The following is a 25,127-nucleotide window of genomic DNA, read 5'->3' as shown; positions in this document are numbered from 1 at the left end:
AAGCGTGGTGACACGTGGAGCTGACGGATACTAATCGATCGAGGACTTAACTAACTTTCTTTATGTCAGCTTGTCATTGGTAGATCTCTTATTTAGTTTTTAGGGTATAAATAAAAAACCCTTGCATTTTCTTTGGAAAATGCCTATAATATATCTTGTCTTTCCTTTAAAGACATTTGTCTGGTAGCGATAGCGAAGAGGTCACACCTGTTCCCATGCCGAACACAGCAGTTAAGCTCTTCAGCGCCGATGGTAGTTGGGGCATTGCCCCTGTGAGAGTAGGACGCCGCCAGGCGAAAGAAAATGGATACGAAATTCGTATCCATTTTTTAATGCAAAAAATGACATGTGCGTTATCTGTATGCCTTTTGCTTACAAACTCGCGCTAGAAAGCTACACCACCAAATTTGAAAGAAAACCAAAAAAAGTCAAGCTGCTCATCCCTTGGATGAACTGCCTGACTTAATTTATTTCCAGCAGTTTTTCTTTACTGTGCAGTTGTTCTTATTTCTTCTTCAACAGGATCTTTCTTTTTTCGAAAAGAGTTTATAATCGAAGTAATTGCACCATCTCCTGTTACATTACATGCAGTACCAATGCTGTCTTGTGCAAGGTATAGCGCAATCATTAGCGAAACCATTGTTGGATCAAATCCAAGCATTGTTTCCAATAGTCCAAGTGCAGCCATTACGGCACCTCCAGGCACTCCTGGAGCGGCAATCATCGTAACTCCTAGCATTAATATAAAAGGCATGATTTTAGAAAAGCTTGCCATGTCGCCTTGTAAAAACATAACTGCTAATGCACAGCTAACAAGAGTGATTGTACTGCCTGATAAATGAATGTTAGCTAAAAGTGGAACTGTAAAGTCAGCGACTCGTTCGCGTACATTTAATTTCTTCGTTCTTTCTAATGTAACTGGAATTGTTGCAGCAGACGACTGTGTTCCTAAAGCTGTGAAATATGCAGGTAGCATTTTCTTTATCATGCCAAAAGGATTTTGCTTACTCAATGATCCAGCAACAGTGTATTGTAATGTTAAATATAATAGATGTAAAATAATGATCATAATGAATACCTTTGCAAAAACATTTAAAATGGTACTTACTTGACCAGCAAATGTCATATTAGCAAAAATACCAAAAATGTGAAATGGAAGTAATGGAATAATTACTTTTTCAATAACTAATTGGATAATATCTCGAAATTCATTCATTAAATGAAGCAATGTGTTCCCCTTTATTGCAGCGATTCCTAATCCAATAACAAAGGAAAGTAATAAAGCTGTCATGACTCCGATTGGAGGTGCCATTTCAAGCTTTAAATAAGTTGTAGCAAGACTTTCCGTTGGATCAGAAAAATTTTCAAGTGATTGTCCTTTAAGCATTGCTGGATAAAGGTTTTTAGCAACAAGAAATGCAATTACTCCAGCAATAATCGTTGATGTATAAGCGATTACCGCAGTTAGACCAAGCAATTTTCCTGCTCCTCGTCCCAATGTTCCAATACCAGGAGCAATAAATCCAAGAATTATAAGGGGGATAACAAAGCTTAAGAAATTTCCAAAAAGGCTGTTAAAGGTTGCAAAAATACGAATCGTCCACTCAGGAACAAAGGAACCGAGTAAAATACCTAGTATAATGGCAATTACAATTCTTATAAGTAGGTGAAATCCCTTCATTTTTTTCTCTCCTTATCAATTTAATTATTGACTACTATACTAGAGCAAGAGAGGGAGTGCAAGCATCTTTTGCCTTATATAAGATGGTTAAATTAAAATGCTGTTCATAATTGAATTTGTTTAAATTTGTTTTGCACCACATCTATTTAATAATAAAAGAAAGAAGCGTGCATTAACACGCTTCTAACAATTTAACTCATTCCGTGTGGGCCTAGGGTTTGTGTATCTCCTGTTCCAGAAGAACCAGTCATTTGTGAAACGAAAGGAATCATTTTTTGCATCGTTTGACCTATTCCTTGATTATTCTTTGTCATGGTATAGAATGTTGCTGCGCCAACTCCAACGGAGGCAATTAGTGGCAACCAAACTCCATTATTTTTTTGCATTTTATCATCCTTTCTGTTTTATCCCAGGCATTAATAGCGTGGCTTAATACAGAAAAATAATTACAGGAATCATATGCCAGCTAAAGCAGCATTTATACCAGCCAATCTGCCGGTTACTAAGGCAGAGGTAATGTTATAGCCGCCGGTATATCCGTGGATATCGAGGATTTCTCCACAAAAAAATAAGCGCGGCATTCGTTTAGATTGCATTGTTTTTGGCATTATTTCCTTTATAGAAACACCACCACCAGTTACAAATGCTTTTTCCATTGGTAATGAGCCATGAACGGAAAATGTAAACTGTTTTATTGTATTACCAAGTTTTTGAATGGATTCTTTTGATATATTAGCAGCATGATCGGTTGCTTCAATATCGTTTAAGGCTAAAATGAATGTAAGAAATCGTTCTGGTACAATTCCTTTTAATATATTTTTAATCGTTTTACGTGGATTTTTCTCACATAATGTAAGTAATTCTTTTTGTAACGTATCTTTAGATGTATTCGGTAATACATCGAGAACCATTTTTACATGGTTTTCTCCTTTTAATAGCTCTTTAACAACAAATTGTGAGCAACGTAAGACTGCAGGTCCTGATACACCAAAATGCGTGAAAATCATGTCCATTTGATGCGAGACAATCGGCTTGTTTTTTGCATTTAAGACAGTTAAGGAAACATCGCGTAGTGACAGTCCTTGTAATTGTTTCTTTTTAATGAAGTCCTCGTTAGATGTTAACGCAACCTCGGTAGGAAAGAGCGGAGTAATTGTATGTCCAGCCTTTTTTGCCCATGCATATCCGTCTCCAGTTGATCCAGTATGAGGCACTGCCTTACCACCGACTGCAATGATAATACTTTTTGTAGATATTTTTTCGGCTTGTAAAACAACCTGATGCTCGTTTTCACCATAATGAATCGCTTGAACGGCGGTATTTGTTTTGATCGTAACTCCCAATTCGTCTAATCGATTTAAAAGCGCGTTTACAACGGTTTTCGCTGAATTAGAAACTGGAAACATTCTTCCGTGATCTTCTTCTTTAAGTTTTACGCCAAGTGCTTCAAAGAAATCGATAATATCATAATTATTAAAAACAGAAAAAGCGCTGTATAAAAATTTTCCATTTCCGGGGATATGTTTAATGACTTCCTCCTGTGGCAACCGGTTTGTCACATTACAGCGTCCTCCGCCTGAAATAGCAAGTTTGTTACCGAGTTTATTTCCTTTTTCTAGTAAAAGCGTTTTGGCACCGTGTTCTGCTGCTGCAATGGCAGCCATCAACCCAGAAGGGCCACCGCCAATAACTATAACATCATACTTCAATGTGCATTCATTCCTTTCATCCTTATGTATCTTAACATGGATGAATGATTCACTCAATTTTCGAATGGAATCGGGATTATGTTTGTCCAACATACAAAAATATATGATAAAATAACGTTTAGAGTAAATTTAAGAAAAAACGCAGGTGACCAAATGTCAAACAATATTGTTAGAGGAACTGTTCTATTATCAGGAGCAGCATTTTTATCGAAAATTCTTGGAATGATTTATGTTATTCCATTTAATGAAATCGTAGGAGAACAAGGCGGTGCCTTGTTTCAGTATGCGTATAATCCATATAATATATTAATTAGTTTATCAACTGTAGGTGTGCCGTTAGCGGTATCTAAATTTGTTTCTAAATATAATTCATTAGGTGATTATCAAACAAGCATGCGCATGTTTCGAAGTGGACTATTACTTATGGCCATAACAGGTATCCTCGCATTTTTAACGTTGTTTTTTAGTGCAGAATGGATTGCCAAGCAAATTATTGTTGATGATAATAAAATGGGGAACTCAATCGAAGATGTTACGATGGTAATACAAATGGTTAGTTTTGCACTGTTAATTATTCCATCCATGAGTATTGTAAGAGGTTTTTTTCAAGGGCATCAGTCAATGGGGCCCACGGCAGTGTCCCAAATTGCAGAACAAATCGTACGTATTGTATTTTTACTTGTAGCGGTCTTTCTAATTATTGAAGTGGTTGATGGACCGATGCCACTCGCTGTAGGCTTTGCAACATTTGCAACGTTTATCGGCGCTATTGCCTCCTCTGTTGTACTTTGGGTGTATTGGCGAAAAAGAAAACCGTATATAGAAAGAAGTTTGATGCAGCAGCAATACACACATGACATTTCTACAAAGGAAATGTTTATCGAGTTATTCCGATATGCAGGTCCTTTTGTAATGGTTGGAATTGCTACACCTTTATACCAGCTTGTCGATCAGTTTACCTTTCATCGAGGAATGATGGCAATTGGTGAATTAGACATTTCAGAAATTGCCTTTGCAACAATTAATTTTTATGGACACAAGCTTGTAATCATACCAGTAACGATTGCAACAGGACTTTCTTTAGCCATTTTACCAGCGTTAACTGATACATTTACGCAAAATAGGAAAGAACTTCTTTTTAAACAAATTAATCAGGCGCTACAAATTATTTCTGTACTTGTTATTCCAGCTGCAGTAGGTTTAGCAGCGCTATCCTATCCAGCGTACGGTGCATTATATGGTATGAACCATATCGCATTAACTGGATCCTTACTGGCCTGGTATGCACCAATTGCATTAATACTGGCCTTGTTTACAGTGACTTCGTCTATTTTACAAGGAATAAATCAACAGCATTTTGCAGTGATTAGTTTACTGGCAGGGCTTTTTGTGAAAATCTTATTTAATATTCCACTGATCCACTTGTTTGGTGCTAAGGGAGCAATCTTTGGAACTGCATTAGCATCTGGAACAGCGGTTGTATTAAATTTATGGCGAATTAAGAAGTCCATCCATTTTTCTTATCGTCAAACCTTTAAGCGAACGCTACTTGTACTTATTTTTTCAGCAATCATGTTTATTGCAATTGTAGCTACAAAGTTTTTATTCGGTATGCTCCTTCCTTATGAGGAATCGCGAACAGCTGCTGTAATAATGCTCATGATCGGTGTTAGTGTTGGAGGCGTGGTTTATCTATGGCTTGGTTACGCCTCTACTCTGTTAGAAAGAGTACTTGGAAATCGGGTACGTATTTTAGATAAAGTGTTTCGAAGATGAGGGAGGTAATTCCTTGCGATTAGACAAGCTATTAGCAAACACAGGCTACGGGAGTAGAAAGGAAGTTAAGACTTTACTCAAAAAGCGCTTAGTAACCGTTAATTCATTGATAATAACCGATGGTAAGCTTCATGTTGAGCCCAATGTTGACGATATAAAAGTAGATGGGCAGTCTGTGAGCTATCAAAAAAATATATATCTTATGTTGAATAAGCCGCAGGGGGTTATTTCTGCGACAGTGGATGATGAAGCCCGAACAGTGATTGATTTATTACCGTCATCCATGCAGCGGTTTAAACCTTTTCCAGTTGGGAGATTGGATAAAAATACGGAAGGATTACTTCTCCTAACTAATGATGGGCAGCTTGCGCATCGACTCTTATCACCTAAAAAGGATGTAGGAAAAACATATATTGCGACCATTCAAGGGAAAGTAACGATTGAAGATGTAGATAAATTTAAGAACGGTATCGTATTAGAAGATGGGTATAAAACAAAGCCTGCGCGTTTAAAGATATTGAAAAGTGACGAAGAATCGAAAGTTGAAATAACAATTACGGAAGGTAAGTTCCATCAAATTAAACGAATGTTTCGTTCCGTTGAAAAACGTGTCATATATTTAAAAAGAGTTTCGATGGGGAAGCTAACACTAGATCCTTCTCTGCCACTCGGACATTACCGTGAGTTAAATGAAGCAGAGATTGCTTATTGTCACTCATTGTAGTTGTAAAAGGGAGGACCATCTACTATGCAGTCAACCGCTCATTATTTTATCGCACTACCTTTACCATCAAACGTTAAAGACATGCTTGCAGATCAACAAGCATATTTTAAAAAACAGATGCCGTATAAGCAATGGACCTATCGAGAAGATTTTCATATTACAGTTAAATTTCTTGGGGCAGTTTCTCAGGAAAAAATGAAATTGTTGCTTGCAGAGCTTGAGGTAATAAAGCAATCGGATCCATTTTCGATTACGATTAAAGGAACAGGTACGTTTGGAAAAGAAGAGCAGCCACGCGTATTATGGGCTAGAGTAGAGACTTCGGAAAGCTTGGAAAATCTCTATCAGAACGTAGAGGTTGCTGTGGAACAAGCAGGATTTACTAAAGAGAGTCGTCCCTTCCGTCCGCATATTACCCTAGGAAAGAAGTGGGCCGGTCCTCCTTTATCAACTGTTCAACAGCTTGTGACGTCCTATCATACTGCCATCCATGCGCACGTTCACGTTCAAGAAATTGTAATTTATAAAATACATCCTGCGAAACAACCAAAATATGAAGTGATGCATCGATTTAACTTAAATGGTGGTGTTTAAAATGGCTCAATTAATTAAATTACAAAATTATATTACGAGGTATGAATGGGATATTTATCGGTATTCCACTCAATTCATTCGGTTAAAGCAGGAAAATTGGAATAAGCTCTATCATATTTGGAGTAACCCATCACAAGTAGAAGCCTTTGATAATGAAGAGGAAGCAGATAGTAAAATTCCGCGTTGGTTAAAATTTTTGAGAAGAGATTCGGATCAAAATCAACCAGAGATACAGGAGCATACGGATACTTTGCCAAGGTCTGAAATGGAGTTAAAGCAATATTTTTTAAATAAACTTTATCCCTTTCAACTCAAATGGGCTACTTCTACTGTAACAGATGTATCTTTTTTCGAAACAAAATATAGGATGGATTCTACACTTGCATTTTTCTTACAACGCTTTCCAGATAATTATTTAATTATGTACTACCCAATTTTTAATATTAAAAAAGCCCCTATGGAAACCGAAATAATCTTAATCACTCCTGTTGGCATTGAAATCGTCTATTTATTAGAAGGTTTATCAGAGGATGCTACTATTATGGCTAGTGATGAACGAACATGGTTTATCGAAGGAAAGCATAAAAACACAAAAATATTAAATCCGGTTATTGCTCTGAAACGAACTGAGAAAATAGTAAGAAGTATTTTAAAATCCAATGACGTTGAATTTTCTGTTTCGAAGACGGTATTATCTCGAAAGCACCAGATTATATTTTCAAACGAACCCTTTCAGACAAGGATAGTTGGTACACGCGAATTCGATAAATGGTTTCAAGAAAAAAGGTCACTGCAATCACCACTAAAGAATCGCCAATTAAAAGCAGCCGATGCGCTGTTAAAACAATGTGAAACCTCCTCTGTGAAACGTCCAGAATGGGAAGAGGATACATCTACCTTTACGTTTGTGGATGAGGTCTAAACTAAATGTATATTATTATTGTTAATCCAATTGCTGGGAATGGAAGAGGGTTAAAGGTTTTTGAAGAAATAAAAAAAACAAGTGCCTTTCAGCTCGTTTCGAGTAAGTGCTATAAAACAGAATATCAAGGACATGCGACTGAGATTGTTCGTAAATTGCATACATATAATGACGCAGATATTCACACAGTTATCGTTATTGGTGGGGATGGGACCTTTTATGAAGCAATTAATGGTTTAGGGACGAATCGTTATCCTTTCGCTTACATTCCTGCTGGTTCAGGAAATGATTTCGCGAGAGGGGCAGAAATTCAAGGGGATCCGGTAGCATTGTTTCAGAAAATTGTAAGTGGTGATGGAATTTCTACTTATTGGCTTGGAGATTATTATTTACAAGATAAAAGACGTCACTTTGTTAATAGTATTGGCTTTGGATTTGATGCAGAGGTAACGCATCGAGCGAACAGCGGATCATTAAAACGAATATTCAACGTCATTCGAGTTGGAAAGCTGAGTTATGTTTTTGCACTTTTATATACACTTTTTCGCTTTCAGCCTTTTTCAATCGAGTTGGAAATTGATAATGAGAAACGTACCATTGATCAGCTGTGGATGACAACGGTTTCCAACCATCCATATTATGGTGGTGGTATGAAAATAAATCCAAGTGCTACGGTAGAAAAAGATTATGTAACGATTTTATTGCTTCATTCTATTTCAAAATGGAAGGTTCTCGGTTTGTTTATTACCGTTTTTTGGGGAGGACATACTCGATTTAAGGAAGTAGAAATTGTTAGAGCAAAGCAAATAGTACTGAAAACAAAGCAAGAGAAGTTTGTTCAAATAGATGGTGAAACGAGTACATTTCAAACATGTAAAATTAAAAAGCAACAATTACCAATTATTATTTTAGGAACAAATGGTGGAAAGAAGCTTTCTAATGTTGCAAAGTAATTTGATTTTAGATAATCTATTTACATGTTTGTTTTTTAGAGAATGATTATGATTATAGATTTGAGGAATGCACGGTGGATTGGTTTAAAAAGGTATTGAGTAAAGAATGGACAGTTACAGAAGCAGGTGGATTAACCGGAGATGCGTACCTTGCAGAAAAAGATGGCAGACGTCTTTTTCTTAAAAGAAACTCTTCTCCTTTTCTAGCTGTTTTGTCTGCAGAAGGCATTGTACCGAAGCTTGTTTGGACGAAGCGGATGGAAAACGGAGATGTTGTCACCGCTCAAGAATGGCTTGAGGGAAGACAGCTTCAACCTGAAGAAATGAAGAGCCACCAGGTAGCTAAGTTGCTGCGAAAAATCCATCATTCCTCTGAATTGCTTTATATGTTAATGCGTTTAGGAAAGCGGCCGATAACTGCTGAAACAAGATTGCAACAAGTTATAAAGCGTTTGTCCGCTTTACAGCTTGCAAATGAATATATGGAGGTAAAGGAAGCTCTTACGCATTTGGAGCATCTAATGCCCGCAACAACCAACAAAGAGCTTGTCGTTTGCCATGGAGATATTGATCATCATAATATTTTGCAAACAGAGGATAATCAGCTTTATTTAATTGATTGGGATAACGCAATGATTGCTGATCCGATAATTGATTATGGGATGATTTTAAAATGGTACATTCCATCAGAAGAATGGAAAACATGGCTTCAAACGTACGGTGCTAAAAGTGATCATCAAATGATTGAACGAATGTATTGGTATATCATTGTCGATACGTTAAATTATTTTGCATTTCATATTGAACGGAACGAAGTAAATCGAGCAACGAAACGATTAGAAAATCTTAGAGAGTTAAATGAACTTGTAGCAAAAACTATTCGAGGTTAATGCGATCAATCGTTTGTAACCATTGTTCGATATTGTTTTTATTTGAATCGATGTGCTCTTGCATATTTTGAACAGTTTCTCCTTTGATGCCGTAATTATATATTTCTGGCAGCATTTGTTGAAGCTGTTCATCTGTAATATGATTTTGTGCAATCATTGTTTTTACAAGACGTTTAATTTGCTGATATTCGGCTACTTCCCCATTTAAATCTGTTTGGTGTTCATCCAGAATATCGCTTAATAATGTAAGTAAATGGCTCGTATTTAATGTCATGGAATCACCTCTAGGAATAGTTTTTGTTTATTATTAGAAATTATGTATAAAGAATATAACGTATAGAAGGAAAGAGTGAGTAAAGTGCGACAACGAAATAAGCCTTGGGCAGATGATTTTATAAAAGAACATCACGAACTAATTATTGCAGATCCGACTAATCATAAAGGAAAGTGGCAGCAGCTTTTTGGAAATACGAATCCGATTCATGTTGAAATAGGAACCGGTAAAGGGCAATTTCTTTGTGGTATGGCTAAGCAATACCCAGATGTGAATTTTATTGGTATCGAATTAGCAAAAAGCGTCATTGTAACTGCCGCTCAAAAGGTATTAGACACGGAACAAAAAAACATCGTGCTTTTAAATGAAAATGCTGAAAACATCGCAGAAGTGTTTAATGAAAACGAGATTTCCACGATTTATTTGAATTTTTCCGATCCATGGCCAAAAAATCGTCATGAAAAAAGAAGGTTAACTTATCACACGTTTTTAGATAAATATCAACATATAGTGGAAACAGATGGACAACTAATTATGAAGACAGATAATCAAGGGTTATTTGAATATTCTCTAGTTAGTTTTTCACAGTATGGTATGAAATTAACGGAAGTAAATTTGAATTTGCATCAAGAAGCAGATCCTACGAATATTCAAACGGAATACGAAGCGAAATTTTCAGCGAAAGGACAACCTATTTATCGCTGTAAAGCATCGTTTAACAAATAAGAAGCCTTGATTCTCTAATCAAGGCTTTTCTCTTTATATAAAATGAATGAGAGCGTTTGCAAGCGGAGAAGGTATTCGGTAAACTATTTTTAAAGGTGTTTTTGGAAACAATTCTAAAAAAAGAACATTTCCTGTTCTTAATATACATAATGGGGGGAGATTGAATTGGAAAACTTGCAAGTTGGCAGAGCTTCGTTATCTTGGCTTCAAGGGGGAGTTAACTTTTTGGATGGAGGTGCGATGTTTGGAGTAGTGCCAAAAGCATTATGGAGCAAAAAATATCCTGTTAATGAACAAAATCAAATCGAATTACGTACAGACCCTATTCTTTTATTAGTTGATGGAAAACGGATATTAATTGATTCAGGGATGGGAAATGCTAAATTAACAGCAAAGCAAGTGCGAAACTTTGGAGTGCGTGAGGAATCTGCGATTGAAAAGTCGCTAGCAGCACATGGATTGACTGTCGCAGATATTGACGTTGTCTTAATGACGCATCTTCACTTTGATCATGCGTGTGGACTGACAAAACCTGTTGATGAGCATAACTATGAGCCGGTTTTTCAAAATGCAGTTATTTATACTTCTGCTATCGAATGGGAAGAAATGCAGCATCCAAATATTCGATCGATCAATACGTACTGGGAAATGAATTGGAAGCCGATTATTTCGCAGGTCAAAACGTTTGATAAGGAGTTAGAAATTGTTCCCGGTTTACGAATGATTCATACAGGTGGTCATAGTAATGGGCATTGCATTATCGTATTTGAGGATGGTGCGGATTGTTTTATCCATATGGCGGATATTATGCCTACACATGGACATCAAAACAAGCTTTGGGCACTGGCTTATGATGATTATCCGGTGGATTCGGTACATGAAAAGGAGAAATGGATGCAATTTGGCTATGAAAAAAATGCGTGGTATACGTTTTATCACGATGCATACTATCGAGCCATTAAATTTGATGAGAGTGGTAAAAAGATAGATGCGGTCGAAAGACAACGCTATGCTTATCCAGAAAGTAATGAATCGGGTTATAAAAAAGAAAATAGCTAATTGAAAAAAATAAAGGTAAGCTCATAATCATCGAGCTTACCCTTTTATTTCCAAGGAAATAATATAGCTAACGGTTATGTTGTTTCAATCGAATCAATGACCGCTCCCGTTTCTGTGTCTACGTAAAATTCAAACTGCTTATTTTCTCCATCGATGTTTCTAGTAACTCCGCCACGATAAGCTTCGTAAATTAACCCGTTTTTTTCTACTTCCTCTGGCTTCATATAAATCCATGAACCACTTATTGGACCTTGTTTTTTAAATGTATCTTTCGCATTTTTTAATGCTTTCTCTGGTGTGATTTTTTGTAGCTGATCCATTTGTCTTTTTGCTAAGTATCCAGCTGCAACACCAAGACCTGCAGCAAGAATAACTTTTTTTCTACTCATCATTTCACCTCTTGCAAAGTAATTTTAGCTTTATTAATTTTTCATAAATACACGTTGGTAACAATTGTTACTTCTATTTTTTAGTATACATGATGTGCGTGCAAATAGAAAATATTATTGAATGGAATCAAGACGATTTGTAGAAAAAATATGGAGATATCCGTTATACTAAATATATTACATATTTGAAGAGGTGACGAGAACGAATGAAACACGATACGATGGAATTATTTAAAACATTAACAGAGCTTCATGGTGCCCCAGGAAATGAAAAACTTGTACGCACTTTTATGGAATCGCAATTAGAAAAATACGCAGATGAATTAATTCACGATAACCTCGGTGGAGTCTTTGGGGTTAAAAAAGGAACGGGTCCAAAGGTAATGGTTGCTGGACATATGGATGAAGTAGGCTTTATGGTGACCAAAATCACAGAAAATGGCATGCTACGTTTTCAGCCACTTGGAGGCTGGTGGAATCAAGTTCTATTAGCCCAACGTGTTCAAATATTGACGGAAAAGGGACCAGTAACTGGTGTTATCGGTTCTATTCCTCCGCATAATTTAACGGATGAGCAGCGTAAGAAGCCGATGGAAATTAAACATATGCTCATTGATATCGGAGCCGATGATAAGGAAGATGCAGAAAAAATTGGAATTAAGCCAGGTCAAACTGTCGTTCCGATTTGTCCATTTACACCAATGGCAAATCCTAAAAAAATCCTTGCTAAAGCATGGGATAATCGGTATGGCTGTGGGTTAGCCATTGAATTGCTCAAAGAAGTAGCAAATGAAACACTTCCAAACGAATTATATTCTGGTGCAACCGTACAAGAAGAAGTAGGATTACGTGGTGCACAGGTTGCGGCAAATATGATCAAACCGGATATATTTTATGCGTTAGATGCTTCACCAGCTAATGATATGTCTGGTGATAAAAAGGAATTTGGTCAATTAGGAAAAGGAGCATTGCTTCGAATTTTTGATCGTTCTATGATTACGCATAAAGGAATAAGGGACTTTGTTCTGGATACAGCTGAATCGAACAACATTCCTTATCAGTATTTTATTTCTCAGGGTGGCACTGATGCTGGTCGTGTTCATCTAACTGGAAATGGCGTACCTTCTGCAGTAGTGGGTATATGTTCACGATACATTCACACATCAGCATCTATTATTCATGTGGATGACTACGCTGCCGCAAAAGAATTAATTGTAAAGCTTGTCAAATCTACGGATCAAAATACGGTTGATTTAATAAGAGCAAATAGCTAGTTTTCTGTAGCTTAAAAGCTTTGGAAAGATGTTGGAGGGTATTATGCAAATTAGAGTTGGTTCGAAAAACCCAGCAAAAATAAAAGCAGTAGCACAAGTTTTTCCAGAGGCAGAGGTTATTGGAATGGATGTTCCTTCGCATGTTGCTGCACAGCCGTTTTCAGATCATGAAACAAAGCTTGGCGCTGTGAATCGAGCAAAACAATGCAGCAATGTGAATCCACCTTTCATCGGAATCGGACTTGAAGGTGGTGTCATGAGAATGGATGACGAAATGTACCTATGTAATTGGGGTGCATTGGTGACACCAGACAGTCGGATTTATACAGCAAGTGGAGCAAAAATTCCGTTGCCAAAGGAAATTAAGAGCCAATTAGATGTAGGAGAAGAACTCGGCTATATAATGGATGCTTATGTTCAAAAGAAGGATGTTCGAAAACAAGAAGGAGCTATTGGGATATTTACCAATGGTCATATCACCAGAAGTGATATGTTTGAACATGTTGTGAAAATTCTTCGTGGCCAATGGGAATACATGAAATAATAAAATAGAACGAAATAAGAAGGCTATCCTAAAGTCAATTATTTGACAGATAGGATAGCCCTGTTTGTTTATTCAAAAATATAAGCTAACACATCTAAAGCTTGATCGACGGTTTCAACAGTTACATTTGCTTTATTAGAAAGCTCTTTTAAAGGATGAATAAGAGATTCAGGACGAACTATAATCGTCGGTTTGTTCATCGCAATTGCAGCACTGGCATCCATTGCTGTATTCCATTGCTTGTATTTTTCACCAAAGAGTGCAATTACAATGTCTGCTTTTTGCATTAATACTTGTGTTCGTAAATTATTTATACTTGAAGCTGCATCGTCTTTAAAGAGTTTGTTCGGTTGTTGTCCTAGGATATCTTCACCAACATTATCAGAACGATCATGATTTGTTTGTGGAGCTACAAACGTAAGTGGTAGACTCTTTTCTTTCGCTTTCTGTGCAACTTCCTCACGCCAGTTGTCATGAATTTGTCCTGCTAGATAAACGGTTAACTCCATGTAATTCCCTCCATTTAAAAATCTCTCACCTCCATATTAATCAAAACACAGCAAAAATTAAAGCGTTTCAAACGTTCTCCTTGCAAATTTTATGATTTCTAGTAAGATATAAATGGACATAATAGGCCTTAAGTAGGGGGAAGCAAATTGAAGCGACCAACATTATTAGTCATTCTTGCTTTAGTAATATTTATTGTAGGGCTGACAATATCAGAATATAAATCAGAAAAGACAATCATTCAGGATGCACGAAAAATAGCAGAACGCACCTTCAAAAATGCAGCAAATGAGGGTGAAAATAGTGAGAAAGCAGATTTGCCTTTTTATCTGCCAAAAGGTTTTCATGTAACGGAACAAGATAAAAACAATATTATTTTAGAGAATAAAGAGCAAACATTCCTTATTTTTAATAACGGATTAGAATCAGCGGACAGTGAGCTGAACTATACTGCAGCGGCACGTAATGAAGATGCACTTCTTATCGAATCATTTCAAGATAAAGAAAAATTCGGTTATATTCGAATTGTTCCAGATGAGGAAAATCATTATGAGCTGCAAGTTGGAGTAGGCGGTGTAAAAATAACGACTTTTACACCAAAGACAAACTTGGAAAATGATGCAAGGGAATTAATGAAAATAGCACTCTCACTAGCGTTCCAAAATGAATGAATAGTAGCTATCCATATTAATTTTGGATAGCTTTTTTATTCCTAGGGAGTGTATAGCGAATTAAACAACATCATTGAAAGTAAAGAAAAACAAAGCTATTATAAGAATTGGGAGTTGATAAGATGCAATTATTAGAAACAATGGAACAGTATAATGAATTGATAAGCAAAGATAAGGTAGTTCTTTTATTCACGGCAGATTGGTGTCCAGATTGTCGCGTAATAGAGCCAATCTTACCTGAATTAGAAGATAGATTTTCGGATTATACCTTTGTAATGATAAATCGAGATCAATTTATTGAGCTTTGCCAAGAACTAGATGTATTTGGTATACCAAGCTTTATTGCCATGCATAAAGGGCAGGAAGCTGGTAGATTTGTAAGCAAGAATCGAAAGACAAAAGAAGAAATTGAACAATTTTTAGAAGATCTATTTGCGTAATGCTTGCTAGAGACGAGGAGGAAAAGCGATGAAGATGACTAGTATTAAATTGAAGAACATACTAGAGCAGCAGCTTTCCAACCCGAATTATCAGACGTCATATGATCGGAACAATGATACATTCCGGATAGAATGGAAAGATACGAAGCAGGGCGTAACGATAACTCTTCCAAATGTTGTAGCTAAATTTAATGCTCGTGGAGAGGTAGCAATTGAAGAACTAAAGGAGCATATTGAGGAATCCTTGCGCATTATGAATCAAACTTATTCCTTACAAGGAATGGAAAAAAATATCTATCCTGTAATCCGAGCCGCTTCCTTTCCAACGAAAACTAAGGCAGGAGAAGCGCTCATTTACAAGGAGCATACCGCGGAAACACGTGTTTATTATGCGCTCGATTTAGGTAAATCGTATCGATTAATTGATGCACCTTTACTAAAACAAGAAGGCTGGACAGCGGCTCATATCGATGAAATAGCGACCTTTAATTTACGTTCATTACGAAATGATGTGAAAAAGGATACAGTTGCGGATAATGATTTTTACTTTGTTGCTATGCAGGATGGATATGATGCAAGTCGCATACTGAATGAGGCATTTCTAGAGGAAATGAAAGCAAATAGTAAGGGTGAACTAGCCTTATCTGTTCCGCATCAGGATGTTTTTATAATCGCAGATATACAAAATAAAATGGGTTATGATATTCTTGCTCAAATGACGATGAAATTTTTTGCAGAAGGACGAATTCCGGTTACATCGTTATCTTTTGTTTATGAGGATAAAAAATTGACCCCTATTTTTATTTTGGCTAAAAACCGCCCAGAAAAATAACTTAGAAATGAGTGAGTTGAATGGATGTTTTTTATAATCCGAATGGTATTGGAGATGTGCTTATTATCCCATTAAAAGAAGGAAATAGGTATGAAATAAAGCATGAAATATACGGACCAATTGTTAAAATTACCGACAATCATGGAGAACGATTAGGCTATAATATTTTGGAAGCATCGAAGCATTTGCAGCTTCATTCAACTGGTCGGATAACAATGAATGAGCAGCTTTTAATGGAGCTGGAAAAGTTATTTCAAACGCATCAGCTTCAAGATGAGCTTGACTTCGATTTAAGCCCGACGTTTGTTGTTGGTTATGTGTTAAATAAAGAAGCCCATGAAAATGCAGATAAGCTTAGCGTGTGCCAAGTTGATGTAGGCACAGAAACATTACAAATTGTTTGTGGCGCTCCAAATGTGGACAAAGGACAAAAAGTTGTAGTTGCCAAGGTTGGAGCAACGATGCCTAGTGGATTACGAATAAAACCGACAGAATTACGTGGTGTTCCTTCGAACGGTATGATATGCTCGCAAAAAGAGCTTGGCTTGCCGAATGCACCGCAAGAAAAAGGAATTTACGTATTAGAGGATACGCATGAGATTGGTGACGCCTTTCAGGTCTAGTTTCTCAAGCTTTTTATAATATAAAGCAGCCCAGGTCTTCAGACATGGGTTGCTTTATTTATAAGGTTGCACGCATCTACCGATATAAAGGGAGAACATCGATTGCGAATATTTACCAAGAATCCTGCAAAAGAAGGTATAAAACTGGTAGAATATTAGCTAGAAATGAATTCAAGGAAATGAGTGAACATATATGTGGGATAAGTGGAAGAAAAAGATAGAACACTTTATTTGGAAGGAAGTAGAGGTAGAAGTAGAGGTTGATGATATAGAAACGAAAAAACCACAATATCCTATCGGCTCGGTTCAATCAACTGAAGTAGAAGCAAAGATAGCTTATCAATATCCAAAAGAGACTCCTTTTCGATTTCCGGTAATCCCGGATTCGACTGAAAAAGTGAATCCAACTGAAATTCCAGCATATCAGCGTCGGGCAAAGAAGACGAGAGAGTATGATCATAAAATTAACAATGAAGTAAAAGACAATAATTATCGTCGAGTTAAGGATGAAAAAAAGCCGTTTCAACCAACAAATGTTCCTTCTCCGATTTACGGCTTTCATCCTCGTAGAGCCAGTCAGAAAGAAGAACTAGAAAATGTACCGGCATTTATGAGAAAACAGCAATATTTGGACAAAAAAGAAAGTGAAACACTAATCGAAGAGAATAAGCAGCAGGAACAACCTTTATTTAAGGACCAACCTGCAGCTACAGTAAATACGGAGGAGCAAGTAGACATTTCTACTTCAGTTCCTAAACAAGATACCGATTATTCTTTCGCTGAAGATAATTGGAAAGAGCAAAAAACGGAACCGAATCAGCTAGAAGTGGATAAACAGAAATCAAAACAAAAGCCATATTCAAATACTAGTGTGGTAGCAAGTAATAACACTTCTTCTGTTCCTTATAATGTCATGATGACACCAAAAGATAAAAAGCGTTTACAGGATAAAAGAGACATAAAGAAGATAGAGCAAAATAAGGAATCGTCAGCATCCGTTCCACTTCATTTATTAGATGATCCAGAAGTAAAAGGGAACGAAAATTCGATATGGGTGGAGGAGCAGCAGCAACTGCTTGAGAAAACGTTAAAGCATTTTAATGTACGTGCAAGAGTGGTGAATGCAACGCAAGGTCCTGCTGTCACTAGATTTGAGGTTCAACCTGAAATGGGTGTTAAAGTAAGTAAAGTAAAGAACTTAAGTGACGATTTGAAGCTGAATATGTCAGCACGGGATATCCGTATTGAAGCACCAATTCCGGGGAAAAATACAATTGGAATCGAAGTGCCTAATCCACAGGCAAGCATGGTAGGATTACAAGAAATTTTGGAAACAGAACAATTTAAATCAAGTACCTCTCCGTTAACGATTGCATTAGGCCTCAATATCGACGGTTCACCGATCGTAACGAATATTCAAAAGATGCCACATGGAATGATAGCGGGAGCTACTGGTTCAGGTAAAAGTGTTTGTATTAATACGATTTTGCTTAGTTTGCTTTATAAAGCAAACCATGAAGAAGTTAAATTTATTCTTATTGATCCAAAAATGGTTGAGCTTGCACCTTATAATGGTATCCCTCACTTAATTTCTCCAGTCATCACAGATGTAAAGGCTGCAACAGCAGCGTTAAAATGGGCTGTGAATGAGATGGAAGAGCGGTATGATCGTTTTGTTCAGGAAGGTGTACGAGATATTAAGCGATTAAATCAAAAAATGGAGCAACAAAATCGACTTGATGAAAAAATGCCTTATATTGTAATTATCATTGATGAATTAGCAGATTTAATGATGGTATCTCCGCAGGATGTGGAGGATGCGATCTGTCGAATTGCGCAAAAAGCACGTGCATGTGGGATTCATTTATTATTAGCGACACAACGACCGTCCGTAGATGTAATTACAGGCTTAATTAAGGCAAATATACCGACGAGGATTGCATTTAGTGTATCTTCACAGGTTGATTCGCGAACAATAATTGATAGCGCTGGTGCAGAAAAACTGCTCGGTAGAGGGGATATGTTATTTGTCGAAAATGGAGCTGGAAAAAGCATTCGCCTTCAGGGACCATTTGTATCAGATGATGAAATTGAACGTGTGACAGACTATGTGCGAAATATTGCTCCTCCTAATTATTTATTTGAGCAGGAGACATTGCTACAGCAGCTATCTGTTGACGAAGAAGAGGATGAACTTCTTCAGGAAGCGATTCAATTTGTAATGGCACATAATAGTGCAAGTACTTCTTTATTGCAAAGACAATTTAAAATTGGCTATAATCGAGCAGCAAGATTAATTGATGCGTTGGAGTCAAAAGGCATCATCTCAGGTCAAAACGGAAGTAAGCCACGGGATGTTCTAATTACGCAAACACAACTGGAAGAGTGGCAGGATAATATGGATTAAGCAACGTACTTAACTTGTTTAATTGGAGACGTTTTTATATGATAGTATAGATGGACTATAAAAAATAGTATCAAGGGAGAAAGTCATGAAAGAAATTGAAGAAAAACTAAAAGGGAAAATAGATCGTTTAACCAACCGTACGTTCAAATTCGATAAACGGATTAGTGAGGGATGGTTCTCGGCAGTATATTTTTTAAAAACAAAAGAAATTGCAGAAAAGAAGCTTCCTGATAATTATGTGACGATGCAGTTTTTTCAAAAGGATGAAGCGGTGCTTTGTGGAACAGATGAAGCTATTGCACTCGTTCATACATTTGCAGAAAATCCAGAAACATTGCAAATATATTCGTTGAAGGATGGCGATAAAATCAAGCCATATGAATCTGTATTAACGATATCAGGTGCTTATCAGCAATTTGGTTTTTTAGAAGGGATAATCGATGGCATACTAGCTAGGAGAACATCAGTCGCTACAAATGTATATAATGTAGTGAAAGCGGCTAGATCTTCTGGTAAGCAAAAACCAGTTATTTTTATGGGAGATAGAGATGATCATTATACACAGCAAGCAGGAGATGGTTATGCAGCATTTATAGGTGGCTCTACTGCACAGGCGACCCATGCTATGAATGAGTGGTGGGGAAAGGAAGGTATGGGGACAATGCCTCATGCACTTATTCAAATGTTCCGCGGGGATGTTGTTGCTGCTTCAAGAGCATATCATGAAATGTATCCTGAGGATGATTTAGTTGCGCTTGTTGACTATAATAATGATGCAATTACTGATTCGTTAAAGGTAGCACGCCAATTCGGGAAGGATTTAAAAGGTGTACGCATCGATACATCCAGAACATTGGTGGATAAATACTTTTTACGAAACCATCATTTAATGGGAACCTTTGATCCGCGCGGGGTAAATCCAGAGCTTGTATTTGCTTTAAGAAAGGCATTAGATGAGGAAGGCTATCAGCACGTGAAAATTGTTGTTAGTGGTGGGTTTGTAGAAGAGCGAATTCGTCATTTTGAGAACCTCGGAGTTCCTGTTGATATGTATGGAGTTGGTGGAAGTCTGTTGAAAATTAACATTGGCTTTACTGGTGATAATGTCTTATTAAATGGAACACCATCCGCCAAGGAAGGAAGACGTTTTCGTCCTAATCCGCGACTTGAAAAGGTAGAGTATCATAAACAAACAATGTAAACGGTCTTATTCTTCGGGATTAAAAAGCAGTTTCGCTCCTTGTTATCTTTTGCTATAATTATCGATATTGGTGAATTATTCACCTAGGTTAATTGATATTGGGAAAAAGATATTTTTCCTACATATATATTTGGAGGTTCTTTTATATGACAACTTACCATTTTATTGGTATTAAGGGAACGGGAATGAGTGCACTTGCCCAAATACTTCATGATTCAGGTGAAACCGTTCAAGGCTCGGATGTGGAGAAACGTTTTTTTACGCAAGAAGCAATAGAGGCAAAGAACATTCCGATTTACCCTTTCTCAGAAGAAAACATCAAGGATGACTACACCGTTATAGCGGGTAATGCGTTTCCTGATAATCATGTTGAGATAAAGGCTGCGAAAGAACGTGGAGTAACCTTTTACCGTTATCATGAATTTTTAGGGGAATGGTTAAAGCAATATACAAGTATTGCTGTTACAGGTGCTCATGGAAAAACATCTACAACCGGTTTACTTGCCCATGTGCTAGATCATGCATTTCCAATTTCCTATTTAATCGGAGATGGTACTGGAAAGGGCCATGTGGATAGTAAATATTTCGTTTTTGAAGCATGTGAATATAGAAGGCATTTTTTAAAGTATGAACCGGATTATGCTATTATGACAAATATTGATTTTGATCATCCAGATTATTTCTCAAGTATTAATGATGTATTTGATGCATTTCAGTCCATGGCTGATAAGGTAAAAAAAGGAATAATTGCATGTGGGGATGATGAACAATTACAGCAAATCCAGGCAAAGGTTCCGGTTGTTTATTATGGATTTTTACCTACAAACGATTTTCAAGCGCAAAATGTGATGCAAACCGGAAATGGGACTTCTTTTGAAGTATATGTTCGCAATACGTATTATGATACGTTTACGATACCAATGTACGGGGATCATCATGTACTTAATGCTTTAGCTGTAATCGCAATTTGTCATTACGAAGGTATTGACACAGATATAATCAAGCATATATACTCCTTTCAAGGTGTAAAGCGTCGCTTCTCAGAGAAAAAAATAGGCAATCAAATTTTGATTGACGACTATGCGCATCATCCAAAGGAGATTACGGCGACGATTGATTCAGCTCGAAAAAAATATCCAGAAAAAGAGATTGTCGCTATTTTTCAACCACATACATTTACAAGAACAAAAACGTTTTTACAGGAGTTTGCAGATAGTCTTAATCTAGCCGATCATGTTTATTTATGTGACATATTTGCATCTGCAAGAGAAGAAAGTGGACAGCTAACAATTCATGATTTACAAAAGCTTGTTCACCATAGTAATATCCTTACGATGGAAAATATCGATACATTGTCCAGCCATACAGATCATATTTTAATCTTTATGGGTGCTGGAGACATTCAAAAATTTCAGCAAGCGTATGAAACCAACATCTCACAAGTTTAATTTAACCAATAGATGCAACAAAAGAGTCTAGTAATGAAAATCATAGACTCTTTTTGTTATAATTAAGATATAAAGTTCTAAAATGATGCAGGATTTTTTTAGTCTTTGTCGAAATTAGTACATAGTTACCTTACTTTTTGAGGCATACTAACATAGGTTATGTTTAACGAACAAAAACGAGGGTAAATAATAAAAAGAATCGTTAACTTTGGGATTTACATGTGAGCAAGCTATACTTTCCACATAGCAATAAATAGAATAGAGAAGGAGCTGTTATCTTATATGGAAAGTCTTTTATACATTTCTGCAATCATTGCGGCTGTTGCTTTTGCCGTTCTGGTTATTTATTTGGCAATCACTTTGAAAGCAACACAACGCACCTTAAACAATGTCGCTAATACGTTAGAAGGTTTAGAAAAGCAAATGGAAGGAATAACTTCTGAAACAACCGAACTATTAAAGAAGACAAATCAATTAGCAGAGGATGTTAATCAAAAAACATCGAAGCTAGATGGTATCTTTGATGGAGCAAAGGGTATTGGAGAAACGATAAAGGACTTTAATAGTTCACTTCGTCAGCTTTCAACTAGTATTACGGAGAATGCTTACCGAAATAAAGACCAAGCATCCCAGGCTGTGAAATGGGGAGCGGCAATGGTCGATCTATGGAAGAAAAGCAAATCTAAATAGATATTAGGGGAGGAATTTACATGAGTGATAATGTGAATAGTAAAGATTTTTTAATTGGTACGATACTGGGAGCAGCAGTTGGAGCTGGTTTAGCATTAATGCTTGCACCAAAAGCAGGAAAAGAGCTTAGAGAAGATATTAATGAAGGTGCATTAAAGGTAAAAGAACGTGCTTATGAATGGAAGGATAACGCACAAGTGAAAGGAATCGATTGGAAGGAAAAAGCGTTGGTGAAAGGAAATGAATGGAAAGATAAGGCAGTACAATCAACTTCTGAATTAACGAAGACTGTTTCACAAAAAACACAGGATCTGACCAATACGGTGCAAACGAAGCTCCAAGAAAAAAGAAAAAAAGAAGATGAAGCTTTAGAAGCAGCGAATGACGTAGCAGAACAAATGGAAAAGGCAGCGGATGAACTAGAAAAAGAAAAGTAAAAAAAAGACTTCTTTCCATCTTTAAATGGAAAGAAGTTTTTTTAGACCCACTTTATGATTTGATGGAAAGACGGTCACCCGTTTGAATAGGATCGTCAAAGCTGGACACGTTTTTATTTTTGTATAACTTAAAGTTTCCTGTAATAGTTGCCAAATCAATATCCACAAAACGGAATACATCTTGAAAGATGAAGGATACGTTTTTTTTCTCTGTGATGGAGATTTCATCGTTAGGATGTAATGTTTCTTGTTCATCTAATTCTACTCCATTTCTTGTAACAACAAGCTGTTTTTGTTTTAATGTTACAGGCTGATCATTGAACGTAATAGAAATAGTCGTCCAGTAATTTTTATCAAGCTGCTTTAAAAGGTCATGCACTGTCGGTTCTTTTGCATAAGTGACTTCTAGGAGGTCACGATGCTTTAATGGATGCTCTATTGAAGTAGCCTTTCCATTCACAAAGAACGTTGTTTCACCAGCTTCTAATGCTAGATTTTTATAATTAACGATAATTTCAAATTGTTTGTCCGCTAACAAAGTGTCACGTTTTATAAACTGGAGGAAATCTCGTATTGTTTTCGGCTGCTTTAAATCAATACGATCTTTATCTTTAATGTAAGCATGCTTAGAAGCTTGTTGCCTATTGATATAAATTTGTGGATCTACAGTGTATTCTTGTTCCTCAAAGTTTACTGTAATTGTAGGCATCTCCCCAATAAGCTCTTCTACTGTAATAATGGAAGCAGTCCCATCTGCGCCTTTTTCTACTTGTAAAATATCACCATTATGAATTCTATCATCAACTGTTACTGGAACACCGTTCAACGTAAGTTGTGGTGGGTTTCCATATCCCCCTGGAAGGGTTATTTCTTTTCCATTTAGCTGAATCATCGCTGCCATACCTGGTCGACCGTAATATTTTCTTATCTCTAATCCCGCTTGAACACAGGCATCTCCTACGGTAAGTTGCTTCATCTCAAACATGCGAATTGTTTTACCATTAACTCTTACGGAAACATAATGTACAGGATTTTGAGTTGCTGCAATTGCGATTCCAATTGGTGTTACATAATCTGGACCAGTAGGAAGCAGGTCAGTTTGCTCGAGCTGTTCAATGGCATCTATTCCTCTTACCGCAACTCGATTTGCTGGTAATTGTAGCTTCGTTGCAAGCACTTTCGTTAGTTCGGGTGTTAAACTTCCCCCACCAACAAGCATTACAGCCTTAGGAGAACGATTATTCAAGCGGTATATTTCTTCCGCGATTGCGTCAGCGAGCTTCTCGATACTTGGACTAATTTGGGAAACAAGTTCATTATATGTAATGGTAGTTTCGAATCCTAAAATATCAGCAACGACATCTTTTCCATTTTCAACGATATTTCGCTTTGTTTTTTCTGCTTTCGGAAAATCAAGTAAATATTCATCACTAACCGCTTCGGTAATTTCATCACCAGCTACAGGCACCATTCCATATGCAACAATCGTTCCTTTATCAGTTAAAGCGATATCACTCGTGCCTGCGCCAATGTCAACGAGTGCAACATTGAGCCTGCGCATAGAGCTTGGAATTAACACATCTATCGCTGCAATCGGTTCTAATGTGAGTGCTTCCATTTCTAGGTTTGCCCGAGAAAGTGCAGCAATTAAAGATTCTACGACAACCTTAGGTAAAAAGGTAGCGATGATCTCTACTTTTGCTTCTTCACCAGCTTGTTCTAATAGGGAACCAATTTGATCGCCATCCAATTTAAATTGAAGTACAGAATAGCCGACACAGTAATAATCAAGGGACTTAACGTGGTTCTCTTGTGCAATAAGCTCTAATTGTGCTGTATGCACAGCACTTAACTCTAAATGTTTAATGGTTTCCATATTGGAAATTGGTTGTTGATGTAGCTCCATGGAGGCTGTTGCTTCTATTGTTTTTAAAGCTCTACCAGCTGCTGCTACACATACCTTTAGCAGTGGACCATGTTTTTTTTCAAGGTGTGCTTTTACTTCTATTATTACTTCGGCTACCTTAACGACATCGTGAATTTGACCATCTTGCATGGACCTTACTTTGTGTTCAACCATATGATAATCAATAAGTTCAAATGTATCTTCACTTTTTTTAAGAATAATTCCTGTAACAGAACGTGTACCGATATCTAGTGCAAAAATTAAATCGTTCATTTAGATTAATTCCTTTCGCAAGTAATCTAGAAAATATGCTTCTATTTTTCTAGCAAAACCGTTCAGTATTAATATCGACTTAATTATAAACTTATTAATGACAAAGGAAAAATTTTTAGCTATAATTGTCTCTAATTATTATTTTGACTCGAGAAAAAACGTTAGGGGGAGGATTTC

General features: G+C 36.8%; 26 protein-coding genes and 1 rRNA gene. 20 read left to right on the top strand and 7 right to left on the bottom strand.

Features of this window, described 5'->3' with window-relative positions; genetic code table 11:
• Positions 1-179 precede the first annotated feature (179 nt).
• A 5S ribosomal RNA gene (rrf, locus tag SPK86_RS04165) occupies positions 180-295 on the top strand.
• Between the two features lie 192 nt (positions 296-487).
• Here the strand turns inward: rrf and SPK86_RS04160 are convergent.
• The 3 genes from SPK86_RS04160 to SPK86_RS04150 form a co-directional block, all read right to left on the bottom strand.
• Positions 488-1,681, bottom strand: a complete 1,194-nt coding sequence (locus SPK86_RS04160) for a dicarboxylate/amino acid:cation symporter (RefSeq protein ID WP_284139883.1) — start codon at positions 1,679-1,681, stop codon at positions 488-490.
• Between the two features lie 191 nt (positions 1,682-1,872).
• Positions 1,873-2,067, bottom strand: coding sequence for a hypothetical protein (locus SPK86_RS04155; protein WP_284139882.1), 195 nt, complete (start codon positions 2,065-2,067; stop codon positions 1,873-1,875).
• A gap of 69 nt (positions 2,068-2,136) precedes the next feature.
• Positions 2,137-3,390 (bottom strand): NAD(P)/FAD-dependent oxidoreductase, encoded by a 1,254-nt coding sequence (locus SPK86_RS04150; protein ID WP_330948695.1) that lies wholly within the window; start codon positions 3,388-3,390, stop codon positions 2,137-2,139.
• Positions 3,391-3,543: 153 nt separating this feature from the next.
• Here SPK86_RS04150 and SPK86_RS04145 point away from each other — a divergent pair, with 153 nt between their 5' ends.
• The 6 genes from SPK86_RS04145 (at position 3,544) to SPK86_RS04120 (ending at position 9,249) form a co-directional block, all read left to right on the top strand.
• A complete protein-coding gene (locus tag SPK86_RS04145; protein ID WP_330948694.1) occupies positions 3,544-5,166 on the top strand; it encodes a putative polysaccharide biosynthesis protein in 1,623 nt (540 codons plus the stop codon).
• A 13-nt stretch (positions 5,167-5,179) separates the two neighbouring features.
• Positions 5,180-5,890 (top strand): pseudouridine synthase, encoded by a 711-nt coding sequence (locus tag SPK86_RS04140; protein WP_330948693.1) that lies wholly within the window; start codon positions 5,180-5,182, stop codon positions 5,888-5,890.
• Positions 5,891-5,914: 24 nt separating this feature from the next.
• Positions 5,915-6,484, top strand: a complete 570-nt coding sequence (gene thpR, locus SPK86_RS04135) for an RNA 2',3'-cyclic phosphodiesterase (RefSeq protein WP_330948692.1) — start codon at positions 5,915-5,917, stop codon at positions 6,482-6,484.
• Position 6,485: 1 nt separating this feature from the next.
• Positions 6,486-7,406, top strand: coding sequence for an NERD domain-containing protein (locus tag SPK86_RS04130; RefSeq protein ID WP_284139877.1), 921 nt, complete (start codon positions 6,486-6,488; stop codon positions 7,404-7,406).
• Positions 7,407-7,411: 5 nt separating this feature from the next.
• Complete coding sequence (locus SPK86_RS04125; protein WP_284139876.1) at positions 7,412-8,359, top strand: diacylglycerol/lipid kinase family protein; 948 nt, start codon at positions 7,412-7,414, stop codon at positions 8,357-8,359.
• Positions 8,360-8,433: 74 nt separating this feature from the next.
• Positions 8,434-9,249 carry a phosphotransferase family protein gene (locus SPK86_RS04120; RefSeq protein WP_330948691.1) on the top strand — a complete coding sequence of 272 codons (816 nt, stop codon included), beginning with the start codon at positions 8,434-8,436 and terminating at the stop codon, positions 9,247-9,249.
• Here the strand turns inward: SPK86_RS04120 and SPK86_RS04115 are convergent.
• Entirely contained in the window at positions 9,236-9,523 is a 288-nt protein-coding gene (locus tag SPK86_RS04115; RefSeq protein WP_284139874.1) for a YtzH-like family protein, read from the bottom strand. The two genes, SPK86_RS04120 and SPK86_RS04115, sit on opposite strands and share 14 nt — an antisense overlap.
• An 84-nt stretch (positions 9,524-9,607) precedes the next feature.
• Here SPK86_RS04115 and trmB point away from each other — a divergent pair, with 84 nt between their 5' ends.
• Positions 9,608-10,249 (top strand): tRNA (guanosine(46)-N7)-methyltransferase TrmB, encoded by a 642-nt coding sequence (trmB, locus tag SPK86_RS04110; protein ID WP_330948698.1) that lies wholly within the window; start codon positions 9,608-9,610, stop codon positions 10,247-10,249.
• Between the two features lie 165 nt (positions 10,250-10,414).
• The gene (locus tag SPK86_RS04105; protein ID WP_330948690.1) at positions 10,415-11,308 is read left to right on the top strand and encodes a YtnP family quorum-quenching lactonase; all 894 of its coding nucleotides are present in this window, start codon (positions 10,415-10,417) and stop codon (positions 11,306-11,308) included.
• 74 nt (positions 11,309-11,382) lie between these two features.
• On the opposite strand, the gene SPK86_RS04100 is transcribed toward SPK86_RS04105, so the two are convergent.
• On the bottom strand, positions 11,383-11,697 hold the full coding sequence (locus SPK86_RS04100; RefSeq protein ID WP_284139872.1) for a PepSY domain-containing protein: 315 nt from the start codon (positions 11,695-11,697) through the stop codon (positions 11,383-11,385).
• A gap of 206 nt (positions 11,698-11,903) precedes the next feature.
• On the opposite strand from SPK86_RS04100, the gene SPK86_RS04095 reads away from it, so the two are divergent.
• The gene (locus SPK86_RS04095; protein WP_284139871.1) at positions 11,904-12,971 is read left to right on the top strand and encodes a M42 family metallopeptidase; all 1,068 of its coding nucleotides are present in this window, start codon (positions 11,904-11,906) and stop codon (positions 12,969-12,971) included.
• A 43-nt stretch (positions 12,972-13,014) separates the two neighbouring features.
• Positions 13,015-13,515 (top strand): DUF84 family protein, encoded by a 501-nt coding sequence (locus tag SPK86_RS04090; protein ID WP_330948689.1) that lies wholly within the window; start codon positions 13,015-13,017, stop codon positions 13,513-13,515.
• A gap of 68 nt (positions 13,516-13,583) precedes the next feature.
• Here SPK86_RS04090 and SPK86_RS04085 read toward each other — a convergent pair whose 3' ends face one another.
• A complete protein-coding gene (locus SPK86_RS04085; RefSeq protein WP_284139869.1) occupies positions 13,584-14,024 on the bottom strand; it encodes a YtoQ family protein in 441 nt (146 codons plus the stop codon).
• 147 nt (positions 14,025-14,171) lie between these two features.
• Here SPK86_RS04085 and SPK86_RS04080 point away from each other — a divergent pair, with 147 nt between their 5' ends.
• The 9 genes from SPK86_RS04080 (at position 14,172) to SPK86_RS04040 (ending at position 22,771) form a co-directional block, all read left to right on the top strand.
• Positions 14,172-14,693, top strand: coding sequence for a hypothetical protein (locus tag SPK86_RS04080; RefSeq protein WP_284139868.1), 522 nt, complete (start codon positions 14,172-14,174; stop codon positions 14,691-14,693).
• A gap of 122 nt (positions 14,694-14,815) precedes the next feature.
• On the top strand, positions 14,816-15,133 hold the full coding sequence (locus SPK86_RS04075; RefSeq protein WP_284139867.1) for a thioredoxin family protein: 318 nt from the start codon (positions 14,816-14,818) through the stop codon (positions 15,131-15,133).
• Between the two features lie 28 nt (positions 15,134-15,161).
• Complete coding sequence (locus SPK86_RS04070) at positions 15,162-15,965, top strand: DUF1444 domain-containing protein (protein WP_284139866.1); 804 nt, start codon at positions 15,162-15,164, stop codon at positions 15,963-15,965.
• Positions 15,966-15,985: 20 nt separating this feature from the next.
• A complete protein-coding gene (gene ytpR / locus SPK86_RS04065) occupies positions 15,986-16,588 on the top strand; it encodes a YtpR family tRNA-binding protein (protein ID WP_284139865.1) in 603 nt (200 codons plus the stop codon).
• A gap of 193 nt (positions 16,589-16,781) precedes the next feature.
• On the top strand, positions 16,782-18,995 hold the full coding sequence (locus tag SPK86_RS04060) for a DNA translocase FtsK (protein ID WP_284139864.1): 2,214 nt from the start codon (positions 16,782-16,784) through the stop codon (positions 18,993-18,995).
• A gap of 85 nt (positions 18,996-19,080) precedes the next feature.
• Positions 19,081-20,196 (top strand): nicotinate phosphoribosyltransferase, encoded by a 1,116-nt coding sequence (locus SPK86_RS04055; RefSeq protein ID WP_284139863.1) that lies wholly within the window; start codon positions 19,081-19,083, stop codon positions 20,194-20,196.
• Between the two features lie 146 nt (positions 20,197-20,342).
• On the top strand, positions 20,343-21,644 hold the full coding sequence (gene murC, locus SPK86_RS04050; protein ID WP_284139862.1) for a UDP-N-acetylmuramate--L-alanine ligase: 1,302 nt from the start codon (positions 20,343-20,345) through the stop codon (positions 21,642-21,644).
• A 282-nt stretch (positions 21,645-21,926) separates the two neighbouring features.
• On the top strand, positions 21,927-22,334 hold the full coding sequence (locus tag SPK86_RS04045) for a DUF948 domain-containing protein (RefSeq protein ID WP_284139861.1): 408 nt from the start codon (positions 21,927-21,929) through the stop codon (positions 22,332-22,334).
• 20 nt (positions 22,335-22,354) lie between these two features.
• Positions 22,355-22,771, top strand: a complete 417-nt coding sequence (locus SPK86_RS04040; protein WP_284139860.1) for a YtxH domain-containing protein — start codon at positions 22,355-22,357, stop codon at positions 22,769-22,771.
• Positions 22,772-22,823: 52 nt separating this feature from the next.
• On the opposite strand, the gene SPK86_RS04035 is transcribed toward SPK86_RS04040, so the two are convergent.
• A complete protein-coding gene (locus SPK86_RS04035; protein ID WP_330948688.1) occupies positions 22,824-24,950 on the bottom strand; it encodes a cell division protein FtsA in 2,127 nt (708 codons plus the stop codon).
• Positions 24,951-25,127 lie beyond the last annotated feature (177 nt).

The organism is Virgibacillus sp. MG-45, assembly GCF_036409425.1.
Taxonomy (GTDB): domain Bacteria; phylum Bacillota; class Bacilli; order Bacillales; family Amphibacillaceae; genus LDC-1.
This window is presented reverse-complemented; position numbering and strand designations above follow the sequence as displayed.